23 protein-coding genes and 1 tRNA gene are annotated in these 21,925 nt (G+C 68.4%); 16 read left to right on the forward strand and 8 right to left on the reverse strand.

The features are described from left to right. Together L978_RS08845 and L978_RS08850 are read left to right on the forward strand one after the other, a co-directional pair. Positions 1-396 (forward strand): helix-turn-helix transcriptional regulator (locus tag L978_RS08845; protein ID WP_197055637.1); only part of this gene is annotated, 396 nt, incomplete at its 5' end. 75 nt (positions 397-471) lie between these two features. Further along, positions 472-816 (forward strand): histone-like nucleoid-structuring protein Lsr2, encoded by a 345-nt coding sequence (locus tag L978_RS08850; protein ID WP_047522476.1) that lies wholly within the window; start codon positions 472-474, stop codon positions 814-816. Between the two features lie 30 nt (positions 817-846). Here L978_RS08850 and L978_RS08855 read toward each other — a convergent pair whose 3' ends face one another. Then, entirely contained in the window at positions 847-1,497 is a 651-nt protein-coding gene (locus L978_RS08855; RefSeq protein ID WP_047522479.1) for a MarR family winged helix-turn-helix transcriptional regulator, read from the reverse strand. A 90-nt stretch (positions 1,498-1,587) separates the two neighbouring features. Between L978_RS08855 and idi the strand changes: the two genes are divergently transcribed. From idi to L978_RS08895, 8 genes are read left to right on the forward strand one after another with little or no spacing between them, the layout of a single operon-like run. After that, positions 1,588-2,109: an isopentenyl-diphosphate Delta-isomerase gene (gene idi / locus L978_RS08860; RefSeq protein ID WP_047522481.1), complete on the forward strand. Its 522-nt coding sequence runs from the start codon at positions 1,588-1,590 to the stop codon at positions 2,107-2,109. 3 nt (positions 2,110-2,112) lie between these two features. Continuing rightward, the gene (locus tag L978_RS08865; RefSeq protein WP_047522488.1) at positions 2,113-3,195 is read left to right on the forward strand and encodes a polyprenyl synthetase family protein; all 1,083 of its coding nucleotides are present in this window, start codon (positions 2,113-2,115) and stop codon (positions 3,193-3,195) included. Next, on the forward strand, positions 3,192-4,100 hold the full coding sequence (locus tag L978_RS08870) for a phytoene/squalene synthase family protein (RefSeq protein ID WP_047522490.1): 909 nt from the start codon (positions 3,192-3,194) through the stop codon (positions 4,098-4,100). The genes L978_RS08865 and L978_RS08870 overlap by 4 nt, the downstream gene beginning before the upstream one ends. Beyond that, positions 4,097-5,686 carry a phytoene desaturase family protein gene (crtI, locus tag L978_RS08875; protein ID WP_047522492.1) on the forward strand — a complete coding sequence of 530 codons (1,590 nt, stop codon included), beginning with the start codon at positions 4,097-4,099 and terminating at the stop codon, positions 5,684-5,686. The genes L978_RS08870 and crtI overlap by 4 nt, the downstream gene beginning before the upstream one ends. Further along, entirely contained in the window at positions 5,686-6,033 is a 348-nt protein-coding gene (locus L978_RS08880; RefSeq protein WP_047522494.1) for a lycopene cyclase domain-containing protein, read from the forward strand. The genes crtI and L978_RS08880 overlap by 1 nt, the downstream gene beginning before the upstream one ends. Next, positions 6,030-6,371: a lycopene cyclase domain-containing protein gene (locus tag L978_RS08885; protein WP_052193456.1), complete on the forward strand. Its 342-nt coding sequence runs from the start codon at positions 6,030-6,032 to the stop codon at positions 6,369-6,371. The genes L978_RS08880 and L978_RS08885 overlap by 4 nt, the downstream gene beginning before the upstream one ends. After that, positions 6,368-7,261 carry a prenyltransferase gene (locus L978_RS08890; protein ID WP_047522496.1) on the forward strand — a complete coding sequence of 298 codons (894 nt, stop codon included), beginning with the start codon at positions 6,368-6,370 and terminating at the stop codon, positions 7,259-7,261. Before L978_RS08885 ends, L978_RS08890 begins: the two co-directional genes overlap by 4 nt. A 38-nt stretch (positions 7,262-7,299) precedes the next feature. Beyond that, positions 7,300-9,486, forward strand: a complete 2,187-nt coding sequence (locus tag L978_RS08895) for an MMPL family transporter (RefSeq protein WP_047522499.1) — start codon at positions 7,300-7,302, stop codon at positions 9,484-9,486. A gap of 40 nt (positions 9,487-9,526) precedes the next feature. Here L978_RS08895 and L978_RS08900 read toward each other — a convergent pair. The 4 genes from L978_RS08900 to L978_RS08915 all read right to left on the reverse strand — a co-directional run bounded on the left by L978_RS08900 (position 9,527) and on the right by L978_RS08915 (position 12,243). Then, positions 9,527-9,599, reverse strand: a tRNA-Arg gene (locus tag L978_RS08900). A 47-nt stretch (positions 9,600-9,646) separates the two neighbouring features. After that, positions 9,647-10,144 (reverse strand): HNH endonuclease, encoded by a 498-nt coding sequence (locus tag L978_RS08905; RefSeq protein ID WP_047522501.1) that lies wholly within the window; start codon positions 10,142-10,144, stop codon positions 9,647-9,649. A gap of 309 nt (positions 10,145-10,453) precedes the next feature. Next, positions 10,454-11,191, reverse strand: coding sequence for a M23 family metallopeptidase (locus L978_RS08910; protein ID WP_052193458.1), 738 nt, complete (start codon positions 11,189-11,191; stop codon positions 10,454-10,456). Between the two features lie 350 nt (positions 11,192-11,541). Beyond that, positions 11,542-12,243: a metal-dependent transcriptional regulator gene (locus L978_RS08915; protein WP_047522511.1), complete on the reverse strand. Its 702-nt coding sequence runs from the start codon at positions 12,241-12,243 to the stop codon at positions 11,542-11,544. A 101-nt stretch (positions 12,244-12,344) separates the two neighbouring features. Between L978_RS08915 and serC the strand changes: the two genes are divergently transcribed. Then, positions 12,345-13,457, forward strand: coding sequence for a phosphoserine transaminase (gene serC / locus L978_RS08920; RefSeq protein WP_047522522.1), 1,113 nt, complete (start codon positions 12,345-12,347; stop codon positions 13,455-13,457). A gap of 10 nt (positions 13,458-13,467) precedes the next feature. Here the strand turns inward: serC and L978_RS08925 are convergent, their stop codons facing one another. Both L978_RS08925 and L978_RS08930 read right to left on the reverse strand, forming a co-directional pair. Further along, on the reverse strand, positions 13,468-14,067 hold the full coding sequence (locus L978_RS08925) for a DUF3027 domain-containing protein (RefSeq protein ID WP_047522524.1): 600 nt from the start codon (positions 14,065-14,067) through the stop codon (positions 13,468-13,470). Further along, positions 14,051-14,431: a cold-shock protein gene (locus L978_RS08930; RefSeq protein WP_047522525.1), complete on the reverse strand. Its 381-nt coding sequence runs from the start codon at positions 14,429-14,431 to the stop codon at positions 14,051-14,053. The genes L978_RS08925 and L978_RS08930 overlap by 17 nt, the downstream gene beginning before the upstream one ends. 118 nt (positions 14,432-14,549) lie before the next feature. On the opposite strand from L978_RS08930, the gene L978_RS08935 reads away from it, so the two are divergent. From L978_RS08935 to L978_RS08945, 3 genes are read left to right on the forward strand one after another with little or no spacing between them, the layout of a single operon-like run. Continuing rightward, positions 14,550-14,825, forward strand: a complete 276-nt coding sequence (locus tag L978_RS08935) for a hypothetical protein (protein WP_047522527.1) — start codon at positions 14,550-14,552, stop codon at positions 14,823-14,825. A 10-nt stretch (positions 14,826-14,835) separates the two neighbouring features. After that, a complete protein-coding gene (locus L978_RS08940) occupies positions 14,836-16,548 on the forward strand; it encodes a helicase-associated domain-containing protein (protein WP_047522529.1) in 1,713 nt (570 codons plus the stop codon). Between the two features lie 36 nt (positions 16,549-16,584). After that, entirely contained in the window at positions 16,585-18,225 is a 1,641-nt protein-coding gene (locus L978_RS08945) for a DNA repair helicase XPB (RefSeq protein ID WP_047522531.1), read from the forward strand. Between the two features lie 35 nt (positions 18,226-18,260). Here L978_RS08945 and L978_RS08950 read toward each other — a convergent pair whose 3' ends face one another. Further along, the gene (locus L978_RS08950) at positions 18,261-19,268 is read right to left on the reverse strand and encodes a CPBP family intramembrane glutamic endopeptidase (protein ID WP_052193460.1); all 1,008 of its coding nucleotides are present in this window, start codon (positions 19,266-19,268) and stop codon (positions 18,261-18,263) included. A 162-nt stretch (positions 19,269-19,430) separates the two neighbouring features. Between L978_RS08950 and L978_RS08955 the strand changes: the two genes are divergently transcribed. Next, entirely contained in the window at positions 19,431-20,123 is a 693-nt protein-coding gene (locus tag L978_RS08955; RefSeq protein ID WP_047522533.1) for a response regulator transcription factor, read from the forward strand. A 62-nt stretch (positions 20,124-20,185) separates the two neighbouring features. Beyond that, complete coding sequence (locus L978_RS08960) at positions 20,186-21,892, forward strand: sensor histidine kinase (protein WP_081996978.1); 1,707 nt, start codon at positions 20,186-20,188, stop codon at positions 21,890-21,892. Positions 21,893-21,925: the final 33 nt, after the last annotated feature.

Raw genomic sequence — 21,925 nt, forward strand, 5'->3', positions numbered from 1 at the left:
CGGATCCAGGCGAACACCGGCGGGGGCGATGCCGTAGCCCCGCCACAGCGTGAGGAACTCCGGGAGAGCTTCGCCGAATTGCGCAGCATCGCGGCTTCCCTCGATGACGCCGAACTCCGTGCGCGCATCGCGCGGGTCGAGCAGCGCCTCGTCACCCTCGCAGGCGACGATCCGACCGTCTCGACCAGTCCAATCCCCACCGTTCGCCTCTCTCCACGGGAGACCGACGTGCTCGCCTGCGCCGCGATGGGTGCGACCAACGCGGAGATCGCGACGCAACTGGGTCTGCGCGAGGGCACCATCAAGGCGTATCTCGGCACGGCGATGTCCAAACTCGACGCCTCCACGCGACATGCCGCCGTCACGCGCGCACGGCGTGCAGGTCTCCTCCCGTGAACATATTCACCGCATAAATGTCAATTCGCTATTATCCGGTTGCTCGGTTTCGCCGGATGACATATATTCGCATTCATGGCGAGAAGAATTGTGCATCAGCTGGTAGACGACATCGACGGCAGTGTCCTCGAAGTAGGTGAAGGCGAGACCGTCCACTTCTCGTTGAATGGCACCTCCTACGAGATCGATCTGAATTCGTCCCATGCCGAGGAGTTGCGCGCGGCTCTCGAGCCGTACATCTCCGCCGGACGCCGCGCCGGTTCTTCCGCCGCGACCCGCACGTCGCCTTCGCGCAAGCGCCCTGCCCGCAATCCGGAGGTCGCGGCGATCCGCGCCTGGGCCAAGGAGAACGGCCACGCCCTCTCCGAGCGCGGACGAATTCCCGCGCCTATCGTCGACGCGTACAACGCCGCACACTGATCTCGTACCGGGTCATCCCTTCGGGGAAGACTATTCGGCCGTCTCCTTCACCCACGGCTCATCCCGCAAAGTGATCTCCTCGGTCATATCCGCGAGGAATCGGATGACGACGTCCCGTTCCGCAGGGCTGAGGCGCGCCGCGGAATAGAAGCGCTTGGCCTGCTGACGGCCGACCGTCTCCATCGCAGCCAATCGCGTCTCCGGCGTGATGGCGATATGAAGTGCCCGTCGGTCGGTGGGGTGCGGCGCCCGCGTGATGTGCCCGCCCTTCTCCAACCGGTCGAGGAGCTTCGTCGTCGCCGCCGTGGAGACACCGAGGTGGTGCGCGATGCCCCCGGGGGTCGCGACCAGCTGCCGGTTCGCGCACACGATCAAGTAGTGCAGCGCACGCATGTCGGTCTCGTTGAGCCGCATGTAGCGCCGGGACGCCTGTGAGAGCTTCTGCTCCGCCTCTCGCAGATTCGCGAGCGACTCCATGAGCCGGGCGATCTGTCGCAGCTCCTCGGGTGGCACACCCTGCCGGTCCACGAGCGTGCTGCGCGGATCACTGGCGTCGACGTCGTAGATCGCCGAATGCGTCAGTCCGTCGGGAGTCTTCTCGTGCCCACTCTCGCTGGGGTCACCGTTCGACAACACTTCCTCCGCGCTCTCCTGCGGGGTGGTGCCGGGCTCCGTGTCCATGCGATCATGTTACACACCAACAGTTTCATGCTAAGTTGACTACTTACCAAGTTAGCGAAACACCGGACGCCTCGGAATCAAGGAGATGCCATGGATGACGTGACCCTCCTCGCCGAAGACGGGACCGCCGTGGGGACGCTGCCGAAGCGCGACGTCCACACCCGCGACACCCCGCTGCATCTGGCGTTCTCCTGCTACGTCCTCGACACGCACGGTCGCCTCTTGCTCACTCGTCGCGCACTGGCGAAGAAGACCTGGCCGGGTGTGTGGACGAACAGCTTCTGCGGTCACCCCCGCCCCGAGGAGGACATGCTCGATGCCGTCCGGCGGCACGGTGTCCACGAGCTCGGGATCGATCTCACCGACCTGCGCCTCGTCCTCCCCGACTACCGCTACCGAGCCGTGGACGCGAGCGGGATCGTCGAGAACGAGATCTGTCCCGTGCACGTCGCCGTTATCGACGGCCAGCCCTCGGCGAACCCCGACGAGGTGGCCGAGTGGATCTGGGTCGACGTGGCCGCTCTCGTCGAGGGCATCACGCACACCCCGTTCGCCTTCAGCCCCTGGCTCGTCGAGCAGCTTCCGATTCTTCGACGACTCGGCGAGGTCTGACCGATGAGCGGCACAGTGACGGAAGAGGACCTCGGGACGCGCATCGAAGAAGCTCTGCGCCACCGCTTCTCGGAGCGCAGCGCGGCTGCCGAGAAATACGGAGCGGAGTTCGTCGGACTCTGGCGCGCCGCCGCGCAGCACGCTCTCGGCGGAAAGCTCGTCCGTCCTCGCCTCCTCATCGACCTTCTGCAATCGCTCTCCCCCTCGCCCTTGTCGGAGCGGGAGACCGCGTGCGCGATCGATGTGGCCGCACACGTCGAGCTCCTCCACTTCGCCTTCCTCCTGCACGACGACGTCATCGACGGCGACCTGACCCGGCGGCGCGGTCCGAACCTGATCGGCGCTCTGGTCGCGGCCCACGCCGACGCTCATGTCGAGCCCGCACTGCACTGGGCGCGCTCGAGTGCGATCCTCCTCGGGGACATGCTTCTCTCCTCGGCCGTGCTGGGATTCGCGCGAGCCGATGTCTCCGCCGACGCCCGTGAGCGCCTGCTCTCCCTGCTCGAGCAGACGATCTTCGAGACCGTGGCCGGAGAACATGCCGACGTCGCACTGAGCGACGGCGTGATCGCGCCCGATCTGCGGACCATCCTCGCGACGAGCACTTACAAGACGGCGACCTACTCCTTCGTGCTCCCCCTGCGCGCCGCCGCCGTGCTCGCGGGCTCATCCCCCGCCGCCGAGGAACAGCTCAGCGAGATCGGTCGGCATCTCGGCCTCGCCTACCAGTTGCAGGATGATCTGCTCTCCGTGTTCGGCGACCCCGGACAACACGGCAAGGACGCCTACTCCGACCTGCGCGAGGGCAAGGAGACGGCGATCATCGCCTACGCCCGCATGACGGCGCACTGGGAGAGCATCGAGGTGCACTTCGGCAGATCCGAACTCACCGTCTCGGAGGGGTCCGAAGCCCGCGATCGATTGCGCGCGTGCGGCGCAGAGAGCTTCGTCCTCGGACTCATCGACGAGCATCTGGACGCGGTGTCCACCGCGCTCGCCGCCGCGGAGTCCGACGGCACGCTCCCCGCCGCGGCTGCCCAGACGATCCGCGCTCACGCGTCCCGCGTCGAAGGGCGCCGCCGATGACCGCGGAACCGGCTGATCGCACGGACGACACCGCGCTGCGGCGCTTCAACCGCACGGCGGAGATCGCCACGACCGATGTGATCCGCACGTACTCGACGTCGTTCGGGCTCGCCACCCGGCTTCTCGGCCGACGTCATCGTCAGCACGTCCGCAACATCTACGCCATGGTGCGCATCGCCGATGAGATCGTCGACGGGGTGGCCGCCGAGGCCGGACTCGACAGCACCGCACAGACGGCGGCGCTCGCCTCCTACATCGAAGAGACGCACCGCTCGATGCGGACGGGCTACAGCAGCGACCTCATCCTGCACGCCTTCGCGCGGACGGCACGGGAGTGCGGTATCGGTGAGGACCTGACCGGGCCCTTCTTCGCCTCGATGAGCGCCGACCTCGCCGACGACGCCGACTTCACGGCCTACGATGCCGACGCCCACGCCGACTACGTCTACGGTTCCGCCGAGGTGGTCGGACTCATGTGCCTCCAGGTCTTCCTTCGGGGGGCGGATCGGACGGACGAAGAGCTCCGCACGCTCCGCCGCGGTGCGCGCCAGCTGGGCGCCGCGTTCCAGAACGTCAACTTCCTCCGCGATCTCGCCGACGACACGGACCGGCTCCACCGCGGGTATCTCGGGGGGTCCGCGCGGCTGACGGATGCGGACCGCGATGCCTGGGTGGCGACGGTGTTCCGGCAGCTGGCGGATGCCGAAGCCGCCATCCCCCTCCTCCCGAAGGATGCCCGCGCCGCGGTGCGGAGCGCCCTCGCCCTGTTCGCCGCGCTCACCCGACGCGTGGCGAAGACGCCCGTGGAGGTGCTTTACCGCCGACGCGTTCGTGTGCCGGATCCGATCAAGGCCGTGCTCGCGGGTCGCGCCGTGATCGTGACGACGTGGGAGCGGGACCGATGAGCCGCGTGGTGGTGATCGGTGCGGGCGTCGCCGGCCTCGCGACGGCCGGCCTCCTGGCGAAGGACGGGCACGAGGTCGTCGTCCTCGAGAAGAACGACCGCGTCGGCGGGCGCGCAGGATCCATCGAGCGGGACGGGTTCCGCTTCGACTCAGGGCCCTCGTGGTACCTGATGCCGGAGGTGTTCGATCACTTCTTCGCGATGATGGGGACCTCGACGTCGGAGCAGCTCGACCTCACCGCGCTCGACCCGGGATATCGGGTGTTCCGTTCGCCTCGGTCCTCGGGGTCGGTGAGCGTCCCCGCGGGACGTGATGCGGTCACTGAGCTCTTCGAAGAGCTGGAGCCGGGTTCCGGTCCTGCCCTCGACGCCTATCTGGACTCCGCGCGTGACGCTGCGGCGATGGCGGAGAAGTACTTCCTGTACAACCCGTTCACCCGCATGCGCACCCTCGCAGCCCCGGAGGTCCTGCGGGCACTCCCCCGGCTGTTCACCCTCCTCGGCACCCGACTGCAATCCTTCGCGCAGCAGCGATTCCTTCATCCGGTCGTGCGCCAGATCCTCGGCTACCCCGCGGTCTTCCTCGGCACCGACCCGCGCACCGCTCCCGCGATGTACCACCTCATGAGCGCGCTCGATCTCGATCAGGGCGTCCGCTACCCCCAAGGCGGTTTCTGGCGCGTGGTCGAGCGGATCGAGGCACTGGCTCGCGAGGCAGGCGCGCGGATCCTGACTGGGGCCGATGTGACCGGCATCCACACGCAGGACGGCCCCGACGGCGTGCACACGACCGGGGTCGGCTGGACAGACGAGGAGGGCGTCGCACACGTGGAGCACGCCGACATCGTGGTCTCGGCCGCGGACCTGCACCACACCGAGACCGTGCTGCTGCCGCCTTCCCTGCAGACCTACCCCGAGTCCTGGTGGTCACGGCGTACCAGCGGGCCCGGCGGGGTGCTCGTGATGCTGGGAGTGCGGGGCTCTTTGCCTGAGCTTCCGCATCATTCCCTGTTCTTCACCGATGACTGGGACGCCAACTTCGACGCGATCTTCGGAGCGACCCCGACCGTTCCCGATCCGGCGTCGACCTACGTGTGCCGACCGAGCGCGTCGGATCCCGATGTCGCTCCGGAGGGCCATGAGAACCTGTTCGTCCTGATCCCGGTCCCGGCAGACGTCGAACTCGGACATGGCGGACCCGACGGGACCGGATCACCCGCGGTCGAGAGCGCGGCGGATGCCGCGATCGACCAGATCGCCACCTGGGCCGGGATCCCGGACCTGCGCGAACGCATCGTGGTGCGCGAGACGATCGGCCCCGCGGACTTCCAGGACGACTACCACTCCTGGCGCGGAGGAATGCTGGGGCCGGCGCACATCCTGTCCCAGAGTGCGATGTTCCGCGCGCAGAACGCCTCCCGGCGTGTGCAGGGCCTGTTCTACGCCGGGGCCACCACCGCGCCGGGTGTCGGCGTCCCGATGTGCCTCATCAGTGCGGAGATCGTCCTCAAGCGCATCCGCGGTGATCACTCCCCCGGCCCGCTCCCCGTTCCCGTGCCCACCGCTGTCGGGACGGAGGCGTCCTGATGGGCATGGTGTACCTGGCGGCCCTTCTCCTGTCGCTGGGCTGCATGCTGCTGCTGGATTGGCGGTTCCGCCTCTTCTTCTGGCGCGATGCCGTGTCGGCGACGGTCGTGACGGTCGTCGGGCTCGTCTTCTTCCTCCTGTGGGATGTGGCGGGCATCGCCAACGGGATCTTCTTCCGCGGTGACGGCGCGATCGCGACCGGGATCGTGCTCGCGCCGGAGCTGCCGATCGAAGAACCCGTGTTCCTGCTGTTCCTCGTGGTGTGCACGATGGTGATCTACACCGGGGCCGAACGCCTGATCACGCGCTGGCGTGAAAACCGTCGTGCAGGGGCGGGTGCGTCATGAGCTACATCCAACTCGCCGCCTGCTTCCTGCTCGTCGCCGTCGTGGTCGGCGTCATCCTGCCGCTTCTCCGCCGACGCCGCGGACCGCTCCCGGCCGCTGTGCTGCTCACCGTGCTGCTGCTCTTCGTCCTCACCGCCGTGTTCGACACCGTGATGATCGCGAGCGGATTGTTCCACTACGCGCAAGGTCCGCTGCTCGGCGTCCACATCGGGCTGGCTCCCGTCGAGGACTTCGCCTACCCGCTGGCCGGTGCCCTGCTCCTTCCCGCCGTGTGGGCCGAACTGCGCGCGCGACGGCGGGCACGCGAGGACCGAAACACCGACGAGGAGCACGGATGAGCGCCGGAGCCACACCATCCCGCATGCTCGGACGGGATCTCGTGCAGATCCTGCTGTCGTCGCGACCCATCAGCTGGATCAACACCGCGTTCCCTTTCGCAGCCGCCTACCTGCTCACCACCCGTGAGCTCGATGTGACCCTGCTGGTCGGCACGCTGTACTTCCTCATCCCGTACAACCTGGCGATGTACGGCATCAACGACGTCTTCGACTACGCGTCCGACCTCGCGAACCCGCGCAAGGGCGGGATCGAGGGCGCGCTCCTGGCACCGCGCATCCATCGCGCGACCCTCTGGGCAGCGGCGGGGACGAACATCCCGTTCCTCGCCTACCTCGTGATCGTCGGCAACCCGGCGTCCTGGTTCTGGCTGGCCGTGAGCGTGTTCGCGGTGATCGCCTACTCCGCACCGGTGCTGCGCTTCAAGGAGCGACCGTTCCTCGATTCGATGACGTCGAGCACGCACTTCGTCAGCCCGGCGATCGTCGGGCTCGCGCTGGCCGGCGCATCCGTCACGTCCGCCACCACGCTCACTCTCGTCGCGTTCTTCCTGTGGGGCATGGCAGCGCATGCCTTCGGTGCCGTCCAGGACGTCGGACCGGACCGCGAAGCCGGGATCTCCTCGATCGCGACCGTGATCGGGGCGCGGGCGACCGTCCGACTGTCCCTGTCGCTGTGGGTGCTCGCCGGAGCCGCGATGCTCCTGACTCCCTGGCCGGGACCGCTCGCCGCGGTGCTCGCACTGCCCTATGTGGTGAACGCGGCACCGTGGTGGAACGTCGACGACGCCGGCTCGGCAGCCACGAACCGGGCCTGGCGGCGCTTCATCGCGCTGAACTATTTCGCCGGTTTCCTCGCGACGATGATCCTCATCCTCGCGTGGGTGTCCTGACCCTCCCCGACAACAGAAACCCTTCCGAGAGGAACACGATGTCCCGCCCCGACTCCGCGCCGACTCCACCGATCCGGGAGCGCTCACGACGCCACCCCTGGGTACGCGTGTTCCTTCCGGTGGCACTGATCCTCGTCTGGCTGGTGGGTGCGTCGCTCGGCGGTCCCCTGTTCGGCAAGGTCGACGAGGTGTCATCCAACGACCAGACGACCTACCTGCCGGAGTCGGCGCAGGCCACCGAGGTCCAGCAACTGCTCGGCGAGTTCAACGACAGCGATTCGATCCCGGCCATCGCGGTGTTCACCTCGGACGACGCGCTCACCTCTTCCGAGCTGGACGCCATCTCCGACGCCGTCGCGGACGCACCGAACGTGGAGGGCGTCGGCGACGACGTCTCTCCGGCGCTCCCCTCCGAGGATGGGAAGGCCGTCCAGGCCTTCATCCCGATCGAGAGCGACGCGGAACTCGCCGATGCGACGGCGGCTCTCGGCGACGAGTTGCGCGGTGCCGTCCCCGACGGCATCACGGTGTACATCACCGGCCCGGCCGGCTTCAGCGCCGATCTGGTCGCGGGCTTCGCCGGCATCGACGGCCTGCTGCTCGGTGTCGCGCTCCTGGCCGTCCTGATCATCCTGGTGCTCGTCTACCGATCGTTCCTGTTGCCCCTCGTCGTGCTGTCCACGAGCCTGTTCGCGCTCTGCGTGGCACTCCTGGTCGTGTGGTGGCTCGCGAAGTTCGAGGTGCTGCTGCTCAGTGGCCAGACCCAGGGCATCCTCTTCATCCTCGTGATCGGCGCCGCCACCGACTACGCCCTGCTCCTCGTGGCACGCTTCCGAGAGGAGCTGCGGGTCTCCCAGGACAAGGGCGTGGCGCTGCTCGCCGCCTGGAAGGGGTCGGTCGAGCCGATCGCCGCCTCGGGCGGGACCGTGATCGCCGGGCTCCTCTGCCTGCTGCTGAGCGACCTGAAATCGAACAGCACCCTCGGCCCCGTGGCCGCGATCGGCATCGTGTTCGCGATGCTCTCCGCGCTGACGCTACTGCCCTCGCTCCTGCTGCTCTTCGGCCGTGCGGTGTTCTGGCCACGACGTCCGCACTTCGAGCCCGAGGTCGTCGCCGCCGAGCACGGCATGCGGACGACGGGCCTGTGGGCCCGGTTGGCCGGCGTGATCAAGCGCCGCCCTCGGGTGATCTGGATCGTGACGACACTCGTCCTCCTGGCCGGAGCCGCCGGGGTGACCCAGCTCGATGCCAACGGTGTTCCGCAGTCCGAGCTGGTGCTCGGCGCCTCGGAGGCCCGTGACGGGCAGGTCGCGCTCGGTGAACACTTCCCCGGCGGATCCGGCAGCCCCGTGTACGTGGTCGTCGACGAGGACCGCCTGCAGGACGTCGCCGACGTGCTCCTCGCCAACGACGGCGTCGATGCGGTCTCGGTCACCGCCGCGGATTCCCCCAGCGGCAGCGCACCCGTGACGGCCGACGGCATCACGGCCGTCGGTCCTCCCGGGACGCCGGTCCCCGAGCCGACGACCGTCGACGGCGAGGTGCTCCTCCAGGGAACGCTCACGGACGCGGCGGACTCCGAAGCCGCCGCGGCCACGGTGCGTGAGCTGCGGACCGAGCTCGACGGCACGAACGCCCTCGTCGGCGGAGTCACCGCCACGTCCATCGACACGAACGACGCGTCGATCCACGACCGCAACCTGATCATCCCGGTGATCCTCGTCGTGATCATGGTGATCCTGATGCTGTTGCTGCGCTCGATCCTCGCCCCTGTCCTGCTGATCCTCACCACGGTGCTGTCGTTCGGCACGGCGATGGGAGTCTCGGCGCTCGTGTTCAACGGGGTCTTCGACTTCTCCGGTGCCGACCCCGCCGTCCCGCTCTTCGGCTTCGTGTTCCTGGTCGCGCTGGGGATCGACTACAACATCTTCCTGATGACCCGTGTGCGCGAGGAGTCGAAGGCGCACGGCACGCGCGAGGGAATCCTGCGCGGACTCTCGATCACGGGGGGCGTGATCACGTCGGCGGGTCTGGTCCTGGCCGCGACGTTCGCCGCGCTCTCCGTGATCCCGATCCTGTTCCTCGTCCAGCTGTCGTTCATCGTCGCCTTCGGAGTGCTGCTCGACACGTTCGTCGTCCGCTCTCTGCTCGTGCCGGCCCTGACCTACGACATCGGCAAAGCGATCTGGTGGCCTTCGAAGCTCTGGAGGCGCGGAGAGGACTGAGACGCCCCGCCCCACAGCGGGAAGCGACGACCTCGTTGGGTGCCCTCGACAGGATTCGAACCTGCGACCTGCCCTTTAGGAGAGGGCTGCTCTATCCCCTGAGCTACGAGGGCGCGCGTCAAGTCTACGTGACTCGAGAGCGCGCCCTCGGCGCCCCTGGCTAGGCGGCGAGAGCCAGGTACGGCTCCCATCGCGGGTCGCTGCGTTCGGTTCCCCGCACCGTCCAGGCCGTGCCGTGCGGGGGACGCGGCGTGAATCGCAGCTGCCAGCGCATCTCCTGCGGGGTGCGGTCGCTCTTGACGTTGTTGCAGCGCAGGCAGCAGGCGACGAGGTTCTCCCAGGAGTCCGCGCCTCCACGCGAACGCGGCAGCACGTGGTCGATCGTGGATGCGGCTTTCCCGCAGTAGCCGCACCGGTGATTGTCGCGACGGAGCACGCCACGCCGCGTGACTGGCACTCGTCTGCTCGTCGGCACCCGGACGTACCGGGCGAGGATGATGACCGCGGGACGATCGTAGACACCGTGGGTGCCCCAGACGGGGTCGTCTTCCACGCGTTCGATAACGGTCGCCTTGTCGTTCATGACGAGCACGAGGGCTCGTTTGAACGACACGATCGCGAGCGGCTCGTATCCGGCATTCAGGACCAGTGTGCGCATTCGTCATCCTCTCGATCCGCCGGGACGGCTTCCCGGCACTCTCGACTCACACGAGGTCGCGCAGGTGGCAGAGCGATCGCAGGGACGAAAAAAGGCGCCGTCTAAAGACAGCGCCTTTCGCGCACGGCAACGCCGTGGCATCCCTGCGGGCTATGCAGAAGGACGTGACGACCGAGGGCATCCATGGTTCGGATGGTCGGTATTCGCTCCATCTGCCTCTCCCCGCTGTTCGACAACGGGATCAGGCTAACCCATCTCCCTGGATGCAGGGCGAAACAGCGGGTGAATGAGGGAGAACGTGTCGGAGAATCAGCCGGCGTTGACCGACAGCCACGACATGGGCTCGACGAGGCCGCCGTTGATCCAGACCTCGAAGTGGAGGTGGTTCGCGGTCGATCGTCCGGTGCTGCCGACGTAGCCGATCAGCTGCCCCGCGGCGACCGTCTGGCCGACCTGCACCTGACGCGAGCCGTAGATCATGTGCCCGTAGGTGGTCTGCACGCGCTGCCCACCGACGACACTGTCGAGCATGATGCACACGCCGTAGCCGCCGATGCTCTCTGCCGAGGCGCGGACCACACCCGCCGCGGCCGCATAGATCGGGGTTCCAGCGGGAGCGAGCATGTCGGCACCGTTGTGGCCGCCGCCGATCGTGCGACTGACGTTCCAGGAGCCCATCGGGAGCGGGTACCGGACCTCGCCGGACCCGGGCGAAGTGAGGGCGTAACCCGCGGAGTTGAACTGAGCGGACGCAGTGGTCGCGGCGGCGGCACGAGCGGCTGCGGCCTCCTCCGCCTTCTTCTTCGCGATCTCCTCCGGAGTCGTGGCGCTGAAGGTTCCGCGGCTCAGCGGCGCGGCGGTGGCCTGCGAGGCGACGACGAGGGACTGCGCGTCGACCGCGGCGAGCTGCTGCAGGGTCGTGGTCGCGGCGGCTTCGGTCGGCTTCGGCGAGGCGAAGGCCGGAAGCGCGATGCCGGCGACCAGTGCACCGACGGCCCCGAAGATGGCGATGGAACGAAGTGGCTTCAGAGCCTTGCGAGCACCCACGCGCGCGCCGGTCCGGCGGGCTGGTACTCGGTCTTCAGATGTCTTCTTCGCGGTCGGTTCGATGTCTGCGGCCAAAACGTGGTCCTCCTGGGCCCTCGCGCTTTCGGGTAGCGCTGGCTCGTCGGCACTCTGCTCTCGTGGCATGAATGTAGCTCGGGGTACTTCGTGCGTTCCTGCCGTGAAGACGACGAGCCTGGAAGGCGAATCTTCGCGGTGCGTCTCCAGCGGGCTTCTTCGCTGGCGACTCGACCGAGGTTACCGGAAGATAACGATCGTGTCACCCCAGGAACCTGACAATCATCGCAGAGGCCCGATCGGTGGCCTTCTCCGCGCCGGGATCCCGCGGAGGATCAGGCCGGTTCGCCCACCAGGAAGATGTGCGAAGCCAGCTCGACGGGAAGCTCGAGTCCGTCGGTCTGGCCGTCCATCTGGATGAGGACGTATCCCTCGCTGAAACGGAAGTCACCGTGCGCGCCGGGCACCACGCCGGCGTCGCGGAGCTGCTCCAGCAGTTCGGGGTCGACCTGCGCGGGCTCGGCGAGACGGCGGACCGTGCCTTCGACGGGCTCCCCCGCCGCGTTCAGACGCTGCACGAGACCGATGACGCCTTCGTCGAAGGTACGAGCGGGGATGTCGCCGAGCTGGTCGAGGCCCGGGATCGGGTTGCCGTAGGGCGACTCGGTCGGGTGGCCCAGGAGCTCGACCAAGCGGCGCTCCACCTGCTCGCTCATGACGTGCTCCCACCGGCAGGCCTCTTCGTGGACGAACGCCCAGTCGAGCCCGATGACATCCGAGAGCAGGCGCTCGGCGAGACGGTGCTTGCGCATCACGTCGACGGCCTTGCGACGCCCCGCGTCGGTGAGCTCGAGCGTGCGATCTTCGGAGACAATGACGAGACCGTCGCGCTCCATGCGCCCCACCGTCTGCGAAACCGTGGGACCCGAGTGGCCCAGGCGCTCGGAGATGCGCGCGCGCAGCGGCACGATGTTCTCCTCCTCGAGTTCGAGGATGGTGCGGAGATACATCTCCGTGGTGTCGATCAGATCGGTCATGTGCAGGCCCTCCGGGGTTCTTAGGCAAGCCTACATTCCCGGACGGACATCAGACCCGTGCACGGTGCGGGAGCCCACCGCTCGCCCCCTAGAATCAAGCCATGGCGATCGAGATTCCCCGTGACCTCCTGCCCACTGACGGCCGCTTCGGCTGCGGCCCCTCGAAGGTGCGCCCCGCGCAACTCGAGGCCCTGGCCGCCTCGGGAGCCTCGATCCTGGGGACATCGCACCGCCAGGCCCCGGTGAAGAACCTCGTCGGAAGCGTGCGCGAACAGCTCGCGGCGCTGCTGCGCGTTCCCGAGGGATACGAGATCATCGTCGGCAACGGCGGATCCACCGCGTTCTGGGATGCCGCCGCGTTCGGACTCATCGAGCGCCGTAGCCAGAACCTCGTGTTCGGTGAGTTCGGCGGCAAGTTCGCCGCCGCCGCGGGGGCTCCGTGGCTCGAGGCTCCCGATGTCCGCAAGGCCGAGCCGGGATCGCTGACCGTCGCCGAGGCCGTGCCGGGTGTCGACGTCTACGCCTGGCCCCACAACGAGACCTCGACCGGAGTCGCGGCGCCCATCGCCCGCGTCGACGCCGAGGGGGCGCTCACCGTCATCGACGCGACGAGCGCTGCCGGCGGGATCGACTTCGATGCCGCCCAGGCCGATGTGTACTACTTCGCACCGCAGAAGAACCTCGGTTCGGACGGCGGCCTCTGGTTCGCCGCCGTCTCCCCCGCCGCGATCGAACGCATCGAACGCATCGCCGCGACCGACCGGTACATCCCCGAGTTCCTCAGCCTGAAGAACGCGGTCGACAACTCGCGCCTCAACCAGACGCTCAACACCCCGGCCCTCACGACGCTGCACCTGCTCGACAGCCAGTTGCGGTGGATCCTCGACAACGGAGGACTCGCCTGGGCCGCGGCCCGCACGGCGGAGTCCTCTTCGGTGCTCTACGACTGGGCGGAAGCGTCGTCGGTCGCCACTCCGTTCGTCGCGGATGCCGCGCACCGGTCACCCGTGGTCGCGACGATCGACTTCGACGACAGCATCGACGCCGCCGCCATCGCGAAGACGCTCCGCGCCAACGGGATCGTCGACACGGAGCCCTACCGCAAGCTCGGTCGCAACCAGTTGCGCGTGGCGACGTTCGTCTCCATCGAGCCGGACGACGTGCGCCAGCTCACCCGTTCCATCGAGTACGTGCTGGAGAACCTGGGCGCCTGAGCGCCCGGGCTCACTCCTCTTCGTCGACCTCGCCGGCGTCCTCATCGAGGGCGCCGGCGTCGTCGTCCTCGGTCGCGTCCGCGTCGGCTTCGGCGACGGAATCGTCGAGCTCATCGATGTCGACGCCGTCGACGTCACCCGCATGCAGGATGTCCGAGACGTGGTCGCCCTCATCGAGGTCATCCTCGTCTTCGTCGAGGTCCTCGTCGAGATCGTCGTCCGCGTCGTCGTCCAGCTCGTCGTCGGGCGATTCTCCGTCACCGTCCGCCGCGGCCGCTTCGGCGAGCTCGGCCTGGTGTGCGCGATACTCCGCCAGCCGCTCGGCCCAGGGCACCCACTCCGGCGCGAGGAGAGCACCTTCACCGGGGAGCAGTTCGACCTCGAGGACCGTCGGGTCCTCGTCGTCCACTCGGGCGATCGTCACCGTCCAGTACCACCCGGGGTAGCCGGCGAGACGGTTCTCGAATCGCAGCGAGACCGAGCCGTCGTCCTCGGGGAGGTAGCCGGCAGCCGGTCCGATGGAGGACGCAGGGGTGATCTCGCGCAAAGCTGCCAGCGCGAGATCGTGGGCGCCGATGAGACGGGCGTCGGCGTCAGGCTTCGAGGTCATCGGCGACCTTGCGCAGGACGGCCGCGATCTTGCGGCCGTGTCCGGAGGAGGGGTAGCGTCCGCGGCGCAGGTCTCCGCCGATGCCGTCGAGGAGCTTCACGAGGTCTTCGACGATGATCGCCATGTCGTCGGCGGGCTTGCGCTTGGCCTTCGACAGGCTGGGCGGCGCCTCGAGCACCCGCACCGAGAGCGCCTGGAGGCCGCGCTTGCCGTCTGCCACGCCGAACTCCACGCGCGCACCCGCCTTCACCGCGGCACCCGCAGGCATCGCAGAGGCGTGCAGGAAGACGTCCTGGCCGTCATCGCTGGCGATGAAGCCGAAACCCTTGTCTTCGTCGTAGAACCTGACCTTGCCGGTGGGCATGGGAGAACCTCGCTGAGATCGATATGCAGAACCATTGACGCGCTCGTGCGCGTACTCCCAGCCTACCGGTCGCGGGCTTCGCCGATCCGATGGTGTCGGTGAGAGTAGGCTGAGGCGGATGAGCACGCAGAATTCCGAACCGGAGGTTCCCGTCCGCCGGCTGGATCGTTTCCTGGCGTTCACCGCGCTCGGTATCGCCGCGGCCTCCGTGGTGTGCTTCTTCGCCATCATCATCGGGACCGCCGTCGGCATGGACCAGAGCGCCTTCGGCGAGGGAGCGTGGCCGTTCATCGCGGCGATCCCCTACTGGGGCCTCCCCGTCGCCTTCCTGATGATCCTCACGCTCCTCATCATGAGCTTCGTCCGAAAGGGACGCGCTTCCACGCGTTCGTGAGGAATCGGCCATGAGCACTCACGCACGACCGCTGGCGGACTGGCTGGCAGCGGCGAGCGATGACGACCTCCGACGACTCTTCACCGCGCGTCGGGTGCGGCCGGACGCGGCCTGGCAGGACTTCTTCGACGCGGCTGAGGCGCTGCTCGACCCGGCGTCGCTGGCGAAAGTCCTCCCCGCACTGACCGCGGCCGAGGCGAGGGCCCTCACCGACACGACATCGGGCGCTTCTGCCGGTGCCCTGCAGGAACGACTGACAGCGCTCGCTCTGCTGCGCCCCGACGGCACACCGTATCCACCCGTGACCGCCGCGATCGCGGGACGACCTTCTCCCGAGCCCGTGACGGATCGACCGGTTCCGCCCCGCTCCTCCGACGCCGCCTCGGCGCACGCGGCCGAACGCGCCTTCACGACGGTGGCCGTGCTCGCAGACCTCCTCCTCATCGCGCGGGAGCGTCCCTTCGCGCTGCTCACCGGCGGCGGTGTGAACGCGGGCGAGAAGCGTCAGCTCACCGAAGCAGGTGTACCGGGGGAACTGGTCGACACGCTGGCCTCCATCGCCCTCCAGGCAGGTCTCGCGGTCTCCGCCGACCGCCGTCTTCGATCGAGCCGATCCGCCGAGGAATGGCTGCGTTCCTCGGCCATCGACCGCTGGAGCGTGCTGGCACGCTCTTTTCGCGATGCCCTTCCGCGCGGAATCCGGTCCGCGGACGGCGGATGGATCCCGCCGGAGTCGTGGCTCGACGCTCACCCCTGGGACCAGGGCTGGCCGGAGCGCTCTGAGGCGCTGCACGACGCGGCCCGCCTGCTCGGCCTGATCGCCGAAGACGGCACCGAACCCGAGTGGGCCGCGGCACTGCGCAGCGGCGACGCCGCGGAGACGGACGCACTCGCGCGGCTCCTTCCCGCCGAGGTCGACCGGATCTTCCTGCAGAACGACCTCACGGCCATCGCCCCCGGCCCACTGGAACCCGCTCTCGACGTGCGGTTGCGCACGATCGCCGCCCGGGAGTCCGCGGCGCAGGCTTCGTCCTACCGTTTCACTGCGGAGTCCGTCGCACACGCATTCGCGACCGGAGAGACGGAGCAGTCGATCCTCGACTTCCTCGGCACCCTCTCGCTCACGGGAATCCCGCAGCCGCTCAGCTACCTGATCGCGCAGACGGCGCAACGGCACGGTCTGGTTCGCGTCTCCACGGACGAGGAGACCGGCCGCACCCGGATCGAGAGCACAGACGGACACCTCATCGACACGATGGCCGTCGACCAGTCGCTGCGGCCGCTCGCTCTCACCGCACACGTCGGATCGCTCACCACCCGGGTCGGCCGAGACACCGTGTACTGGGCGCTCACGGATGCGCGATACCCGGCGACCCTGGTCGGGCCTGACGGTGCCCTCCTCGTCCGCGAGCGCCACCCGGCCCCCGCGTCCGATGCCGCACACACCGACGCGTCGGACCTGAGCCCCCTCATCGCCCGATTGCGGTCGCACCAAGGACCGGATGCCGACGCCGCCTGGCTCGATCGCGAGCTCGAGGCCGCGGTACGGACGAAGTCCGTGCTGCAGGTGACCGTCGGCATGCCGGACGGCTCGACGCGAGAGCTTCTCCTGGAGGCGACGGGGATGGGCGGTGGACGGCTGCGCGGGCGCGATCGCGCCGCCGACGTGGAGCGCACCCTTCCCGTATCGAGCATCCGCGCTGCGACGATCGTCGCGCCGTAGGCCCCATGCCTCACGCGACCGGTAAACTGGTCAGCTATGTCTGATGGCCCCCTGATCGTCCAGAGCGATCGCACCGTGCTGCTCGAAGTGGCCCATGCCGACGCCGAGAGCGCCCGCCACGAACTCGCGATCTTCGCCGAGCTGGAACGCGCTCCCGAACACATCCACACCTATCGCATCACCCGGCTGGGTCTGTGGAACGCCCGTGCCGCCGGGCACACCGCGGACGACATGCTCGAGACGCTGGACCGCTGGTCGCGATTCCCGGTGCCGCCCTCCGTCTCCGTCGATCTGCGCGAAACGGTGAATCGCTACGGCCGGCTGGTCATCGAGCGTGATGACGAAGGCACCCTGATCCTGCGTTCGTCGGATCCCGCCGTCCTCGCGCAGGTGGCGAACAACAAGCGCATCCAGCCTCTGCTGATCGGTCACCCGAGCCCTGAGACGTACGTCGTCGACGCCTGGGCACGCGGACAGATCAAGCAGGAGCTGCTGAAGATCGGCTGGCCGGCCGAGGACCTCGCCGGCTACACCCCCGGCACTCCGCACGAGATCGACCTCGCCGAAGACGGCTGGGAGATCCGTCCGTACCAGCAGGATGCCGTCGATGCTTTCTCGAAGGACGGTTCGGGCGTCGTGGTGCTCCCCTGCGGTGCGGGAAAGACGATCGTCGGCGCCGGGGCGATGGCCGCGACGAAGACCACCACGCTGATCCTCGTCACCAACACGGTGTCGGCCCGGCAATGGCGCGACGAGCTGCTCAAGCGCACGAGTCTGACCCCCGAGGAGATCGGCGAGTACTCCGGCCAGGCCAAAGAGGTCAAGCCCGTCACCATTGCGACGTATCAGATCCTCACCGCGAAGCGGAAGGGCCAGTACGCGCACCTGGCATTGCTGGATGCCCTCGACTGGGGCCTCATCGTGTATGACGAGGTCCACCTGCTCCCGGCCCCCGTGTTCAAGCTCACCGCCGACCTGCAGGCCCGCCGCCGCATCGGCCTGACCGCGACCCTGGTCCGCGAGGACGGGCGCGAGGGAGACGTCTTCAGCCTGATCGGGCCCAAGCGCTTCGACGCGCCGTGGAAGCAGATCGAGGCGCAGGGGTTCATCTCCCCCGCCGCCTGCTACGAAGTGCGCGTCGACCTCCCGCCGAGCGACCGTCTCGAGTACGCCGCGGCGACCGACGACGAACGCTATCGGCTCGCTGCTTCCGCGCCGGCCAAGGTGACGGCGGTGCGCGAGCTCATCGCCAAGCATGAGGGCGAGCGCATCCTCGTGATCGGCCAGTACCTCGATCAGCTCGAGTCGCTGTCGGCGGCCTTGGATGCTCCGCAGATCACCGGGGCGACGCCGGTCGACGAGCGCGAGGAGCTGTACCGGGCCTTCCGCGAGGGCGAGATCTCGCTCCTGGTGGTGTCGAAGGTCGCGAACTTCTCGATCGACCTGCCGGAGGCATCCGTCGCCATCCAGGTGTCCGGCTCGTTCGGATCGCGCCAGGAAGAGGCCCAGCGACTCGGACGCCTGCTGCGCCCGAAGCAGTCCGGACACACCGCGAGCTTCTACACCCTCGTCGCCCGCGACACCATCGATCAGGACTACGCCCAGAACCGCCAGCGCTTCCTCGCCGAGCAGGGTTACAGCTACACGATCATGGACTCCGACGCCCTCGCCGCCTGATCTCGTCCGTTCGACCTCCCCGGAGGTCGAGCCGCTCAGCCATGCAGGACGCGCGGCAGATGGTGGGTCCCCTCGTGCCGGGCCGGTGCGGACACGGGCGCCGTCGCCGTGCGCGTGACACCGAGGCGTCGCGCCCACCGGTCGGCGAGCACCGCGTACACGACCATCGCGATCATCGAGCCGACGAGGTCCGCCGCCGTCCCCGACGTGGCGTTCGCATCGACGAGAGCGACGGATCCGAGCAGGAAGATGAGCACGTTGTTGACGATGTGCAGGGAGATCGCCGCCTCGAGGCCGCCGGTCCGCCAGGTCAGCCAGGCGGCGACGATCGCGAAGGCCCCCACGCTCGCAGCACCCCAGACGTCGTAGCCGTGGCCGAGGACGAACAAGGGGACGGGCAGCAGGATGGCGAAGGCCGGATGCCGGAGCCAGCTGCCGACCAGCTGCATGAGGTAGCCGCGGAAGACGTACTCCTCCGCGGCTGCCTGGAAGGGGATCAGCAGCAGCACGAGGAGGACCATGATCCACAGTCCGGGGTGCGAGAAGTCAGCGACCACCGCCTCTCCGGCGAGCGCCGACCACCCCAGCACGACGGCGAAGTACACGGCGAACACTGCGAGCGCCAGCAGGAGGCTCTTCCCGAGCCACCCCATCCGCAGTCGTGCCATGACCGAGGACAGCAGCCCGACGCCACGGCCTTCCACGACCCGGGATGCCAGCAGCAGGGCCGGGATCATCAGGATCAAGGGGAGCACCAGCGCGATCAGCAGCCAGGGACGGTCGAGATCGAAGTACCGCACGGAGGTGAGGAGCACCATCATCTCGTCGCCCCACCCCGGGATGACCACCGCTGCGACGACCAGGGGCACCGTCAGGACGAGGAGGAGGACGATGTAGAACGCGAGGGCGAGGAGCCCGGTGAGGAGCGGCCGCCACCAGCGATATCGCGGTCGCAGGTGCGCCAGGCGGTGGTACGGGATCTGCGTGGCAGGCGAGAGTGTGGGCGGGGCGGGGGCGGCGGACGCGTCCTCGTTCGAGCTCATGTCTCAATCCTGGCCTGTTCACCTGTGCCTCTCCTCCCACCCCGGAATGATGTCGTTTCCCGCGGGTGACGAGCGCGTCGGCGGCCTCCCGGGAGAGCGCGACTCCACGCCGTTCCGCACAATAGTCAGCATCCGCATGGCCGGAGTCACCATAATGGGGACATGACTGCTCCGCGCATCCTGGTCGTCGATGACGAACCCAACATCCGCGACCTGCTCTCCACGGGTCTCAGCTTCGCCGGATTCCAGGTGAAGACGGTCGCCAACGGCGCCGCCACGATCTCGGCCGTCCTCGAAGAGGAACCGGACCTGATCATCCTGGACGTCATGCTCCCGGATATGAACGGGTTCAGCGTGACCAAGCGCCTCCGCGGCGCCGGTTTCACCGCCCCGATCCTCTTCCTGACGGCGAAGGACGGCACCGACGACAAGATCGAGGGGCTCAACGCCGGCGGCGACGACTACGTCACCAAGCCGTTCAGCCTCGACGAGATCGTGGCCAGAGCGCAGGCGATCCTCCGCCGCACCATGCAGGCCGACGAGGAGTCGATCATCCGTGCCGGCGAGTTGTCGATGGACCAGGACACCCATGACGTCCACGTGGGCAAGGAGCCGATCGAGCTCAGCCCGACCGAGTTCAAGCTGCTGCGCTACCTGATGCTCAACCCGAACCGTGTGCTGTCGAAGGCGCAGATCCTCGACCACGTGTGGGAGTACGACTTCAACGGTGACGCGGGCATCGTCGAGAGCTACATCTCGTACCTTCGCCGCAAGATCGATCCCCACACCGAGGAGTCGCTGATCCAGACGAAGCGCGGCTTCGGATACATGTTGAAGGTCGGCAAATCGGCCTGACCCCCGGGCCACCACCACTCGACGCCGCACAGCGGCGTGTTCGCCGCACCGAGGAGGACCGCATGGCGCACAAGCCCGATGCGGTCACCAGCTGGTGGCGGCGCATCAGTCTCCGGGCGAAGGTGACCGGAGTCACGGTGGCCGTTCTGGCGCTCGGGCTGCTGGTGGCAGGCATCGGAACGGTGCCGATCCTGCGCAACGCCCTCGTCGCGAACATCGATGCGCAGCTTCCCGCGCTGGTCTCCAGTGATCTCGTGGAACGGTACTTCGAGACCGCGACGGTGGACGGAACCACCACCTACACACCGCGCGAAGAGCAGCCGCGGGACTTCTCCTTCGCCATCTACGATGCGACCGGTGTGCTGCGGGCCACCGCGCGCGGCACCTCCGGCCCGTCGCCCCTCTTCCCCTCCGAGTATTCGCTCGCCAAGGCGACCGCCGATTCCGAACGCACCCCGATCGAGCTCGCAGGACCCGATGGTGAGGTCTTCCACGCCGCGGTCGCCGTGGTGGGCTCGGAGGGAAGCGGGGGCGCGCTCCGCATCCAGCTGGTCGCCCTGCCGCTCGCACCGGCGGATCGCATCGTCAGCCAGTACTTCGGCATCTACATCACGATCGCCCTGATCACGATCCTCGTCGCCGCGCTGCTCACTCGCGGCCTCGTCACCCTGACCTTCCGCAGACTCGGCCAGGTCGAGGCGACCGCCATGTCGATCGCCGCCGGCGACTTCCGGCAGCGCCTCACCGATCTCGAGCCGACGACGGAGGTCGGCCGTCTGAACGCGGCGATCAACACGATGCTCGATCGTGTCGACCGCTCGCTCGCGCAGCGCGACCGGACCGTGCAGCACATGCGACGTTTCATCGGCGACGCCAGCCATGAGTTGCGCACACCCCTCGTGAGCGTTCGCGGGTATGCGGAGCTCTATCGGATGGGCGCGATCAAGGGCGAGGAGGACACCGCCAGAGCCATGGAGCGCATCGAGAAGGAAGCGATCCGCATGGGCGTCCTCGTGGAGGACCTCCTCGCGCTGGCACGCCTGGACGAGGAGCGCGAACCGGAGATCGTCCCGCTCGATCTGCGTCCGATCGCCCGCGATGCTGCACTCGACCTGCGCGCCGCTGCTCCTGGCCGGACGGTCACCGTGATCGACCGGACCGTCGGCGCCCCGGCCACGACCCCTTTGCGCATCGCTCCTTCCCCGCAACCGCAGGATGCCGCGTCCCCGGCTCCCCGCGGACTCCCCCGGACAGCACTCTCCCGTCTGCGTCGCCGTCCCCGTGCTCCCGAGCCGGCCCCGGCCATCGACTTCACCGAGATCCCGGACATCCCCGTGCGGACGCCTCCGATCGTGCTCGGCGAGGAGAACAAGGTGCGCCAGGTCGTCACCAACCTGCTGGGCAATGCCCGCCGCTTCTCCCCCGAGGACGGGCCGATCGAACTCATCGTCGACTCCGACCGCGTCCGCGGCACCGGGAGCATCGCGGTCGTGGATCATGGCGAAGGCATCCCGCCGCAGATCCGCGAGCAGATCTTCGAGCGATTCTGGCGCGCCGACACCTCACGGGCGAGGGAAACCGGGGGATCGGGCCTCGGCCTCGCGATCGTCGCGTCGATCATGAAGGCGCTGCACGGGGGCGTCGAGGTGTCGGAGACCCCGGGCGGCGGCGCGACCTTCACGGTCACCCTCCCCCTCGCACCGGCCCGCGCGACCCCCGCGCACCTGCTCGAGGACACGCAGCCGTTGGATCGGCTCGACCTCCCCTGACCCGCAGCCGCCACGGACGAGGGGACGATCCGT

This window comes from Microbacterium sp. ZOR0019, assembly GCF_000800925.1.
GTDB classification, from domain to species: domain Bacteria; phylum Actinomycetota; class Actinomycetes; order Actinomycetales; family Microbacteriaceae; genus Microbacterium; species Microbacterium aurugineum.

Bases quoted from the DNA above. Each gene is read 5' to 3' on its own strand.
- L978_RS08955 (WP_047522533.1), top strand. From the start codon at position 19,431: ATGACTGCTCCGCGCATCCTGGTCGTCGATGACGAACCCAACATCCGC.
- L978_RS08895 (WP_047522499.1), top strand. From the start codon at position 7,300: ATGTCCCGCCCCGACTCCGCGCCGACTCCACCGATCCGGGAGCGCTCA.
- L978_RS08950 (WP_052193460.1), bottom strand. From the start codon at position 19,268: ATGAGCTCGAACGAGGACGCGTCCGCCGCCCCCGCCCCGCCCACACTC.
- L978_RS08945 (WP_047522531.1), top strand. From the start codon at position 16,585: ATGTCTGATGGCCCCCTGATCGTCCAGAGCGATCGCACCGTGCTGCTC.
- L978_RS08915 (WP_047522511.1), bottom strand. From the start codon at position 12,243: ATGACCGATCTGATCGACACCACGGAGATGTATCTCCGCACCATCCTC.
- L978_RS08960 (WP_081996978.1), top strand. From the start codon at position 20,186: ATGGCGCACAAGCCCGATGCGGTCACCAGCTGGTGGCGGCGCATCAGT.
- L978_RS08930 (WP_047522525.1), bottom strand. From the start codon at position 14,431: ATGCCCACCGGCAAGGTCAGGTTCTACGACGAAGACAAGGGTTTCGGC.
- L978_RS08905 (WP_047522501.1), bottom strand. From the start codon at position 10,144: ATGCGCACACTGGTCCTGAATGCCGGATACGAGCCGCTCGCGATCGTG.
- L978_RS08850 (WP_047522476.1), top strand. From the start codon at position 472: ATGGCGAGAAGAATTGTGCATCAGCTGGTAGACGACATCGACGGCAGT.
- L978_RS08925 (WP_047522524.1), bottom strand. From the start codon at position 14,067: ATGACCTCGAAGCCTGACGCCGACGCCCGTCTCATCGGCGCCCACGAT.
- L978_RS08935 (WP_047522527.1), top strand. From the start codon at position 14,550: ATGAGCACGCAGAATTCCGAACCGGAGGTTCCCGTCCGCCGGCTGGAT.
- L978_RS08885 (WP_052193456.1), top strand. From the start codon at position 6,030: ATGAGCTACATCCAACTCGCCGCCTGCTTCCTGCTCGTCGCCGTCGTG.
- L978_RS08865 (WP_047522488.1), top strand. From the start codon at position 2,113: ATGAGCGGCACAGTGACGGAAGAGGACCTCGGGACGCGCATCGAAGAA.
- L978_RS08880 (WP_047522494.1), top strand. From the start codon at position 5,686: ATGGGCATGGTGTACCTGGCGGCCCTTCTCCTGTCGCTGGGCTGCATG.
- serC (WP_047522522.1), top strand. From the start codon at position 12,345: ATGGCGATCGAGATTCCCCGTGACCTCCTGCCCACTGACGGCCGCTTC.
- idi (WP_047522481.1), top strand. From the start codon at position 1,588: ATGGATGACGTGACCCTCCTCGCCGAAGACGGGACCGCCGTGGGGACG.
- L978_RS08855 (WP_047522479.1), bottom strand. From the start codon at position 1,497: ATGGACACGGAGCCCGGCACCACCCCGCAGGAGAGCGCGGAGGAAGTG.
- L978_RS08870 (WP_047522490.1), top strand. From the start codon at position 3,192: ATGACCGCGGAACCGGCTGATCGCACGGACGACACCGCGCTGCGGCGC.
- crtI (WP_047522492.1), top strand. From the start codon at position 4,097: ATGAGCCGCGTGGTGGTGATCGGTGCGGGCGTCGCCGGCCTCGCGACG.
- L978_RS08940 (WP_047522529.1), top strand. From the start codon at position 14,836: ATGAGCACTCACGCACGACCGCTGGCGGACTGGCTGGCAGCGGCGAGC.
- L978_RS08890 (WP_047522496.1), top strand. From the start codon at position 6,368: ATGAGCGCCGGAGCCACACCATCCCGCATGCTCGGACGGGATCTCGTG.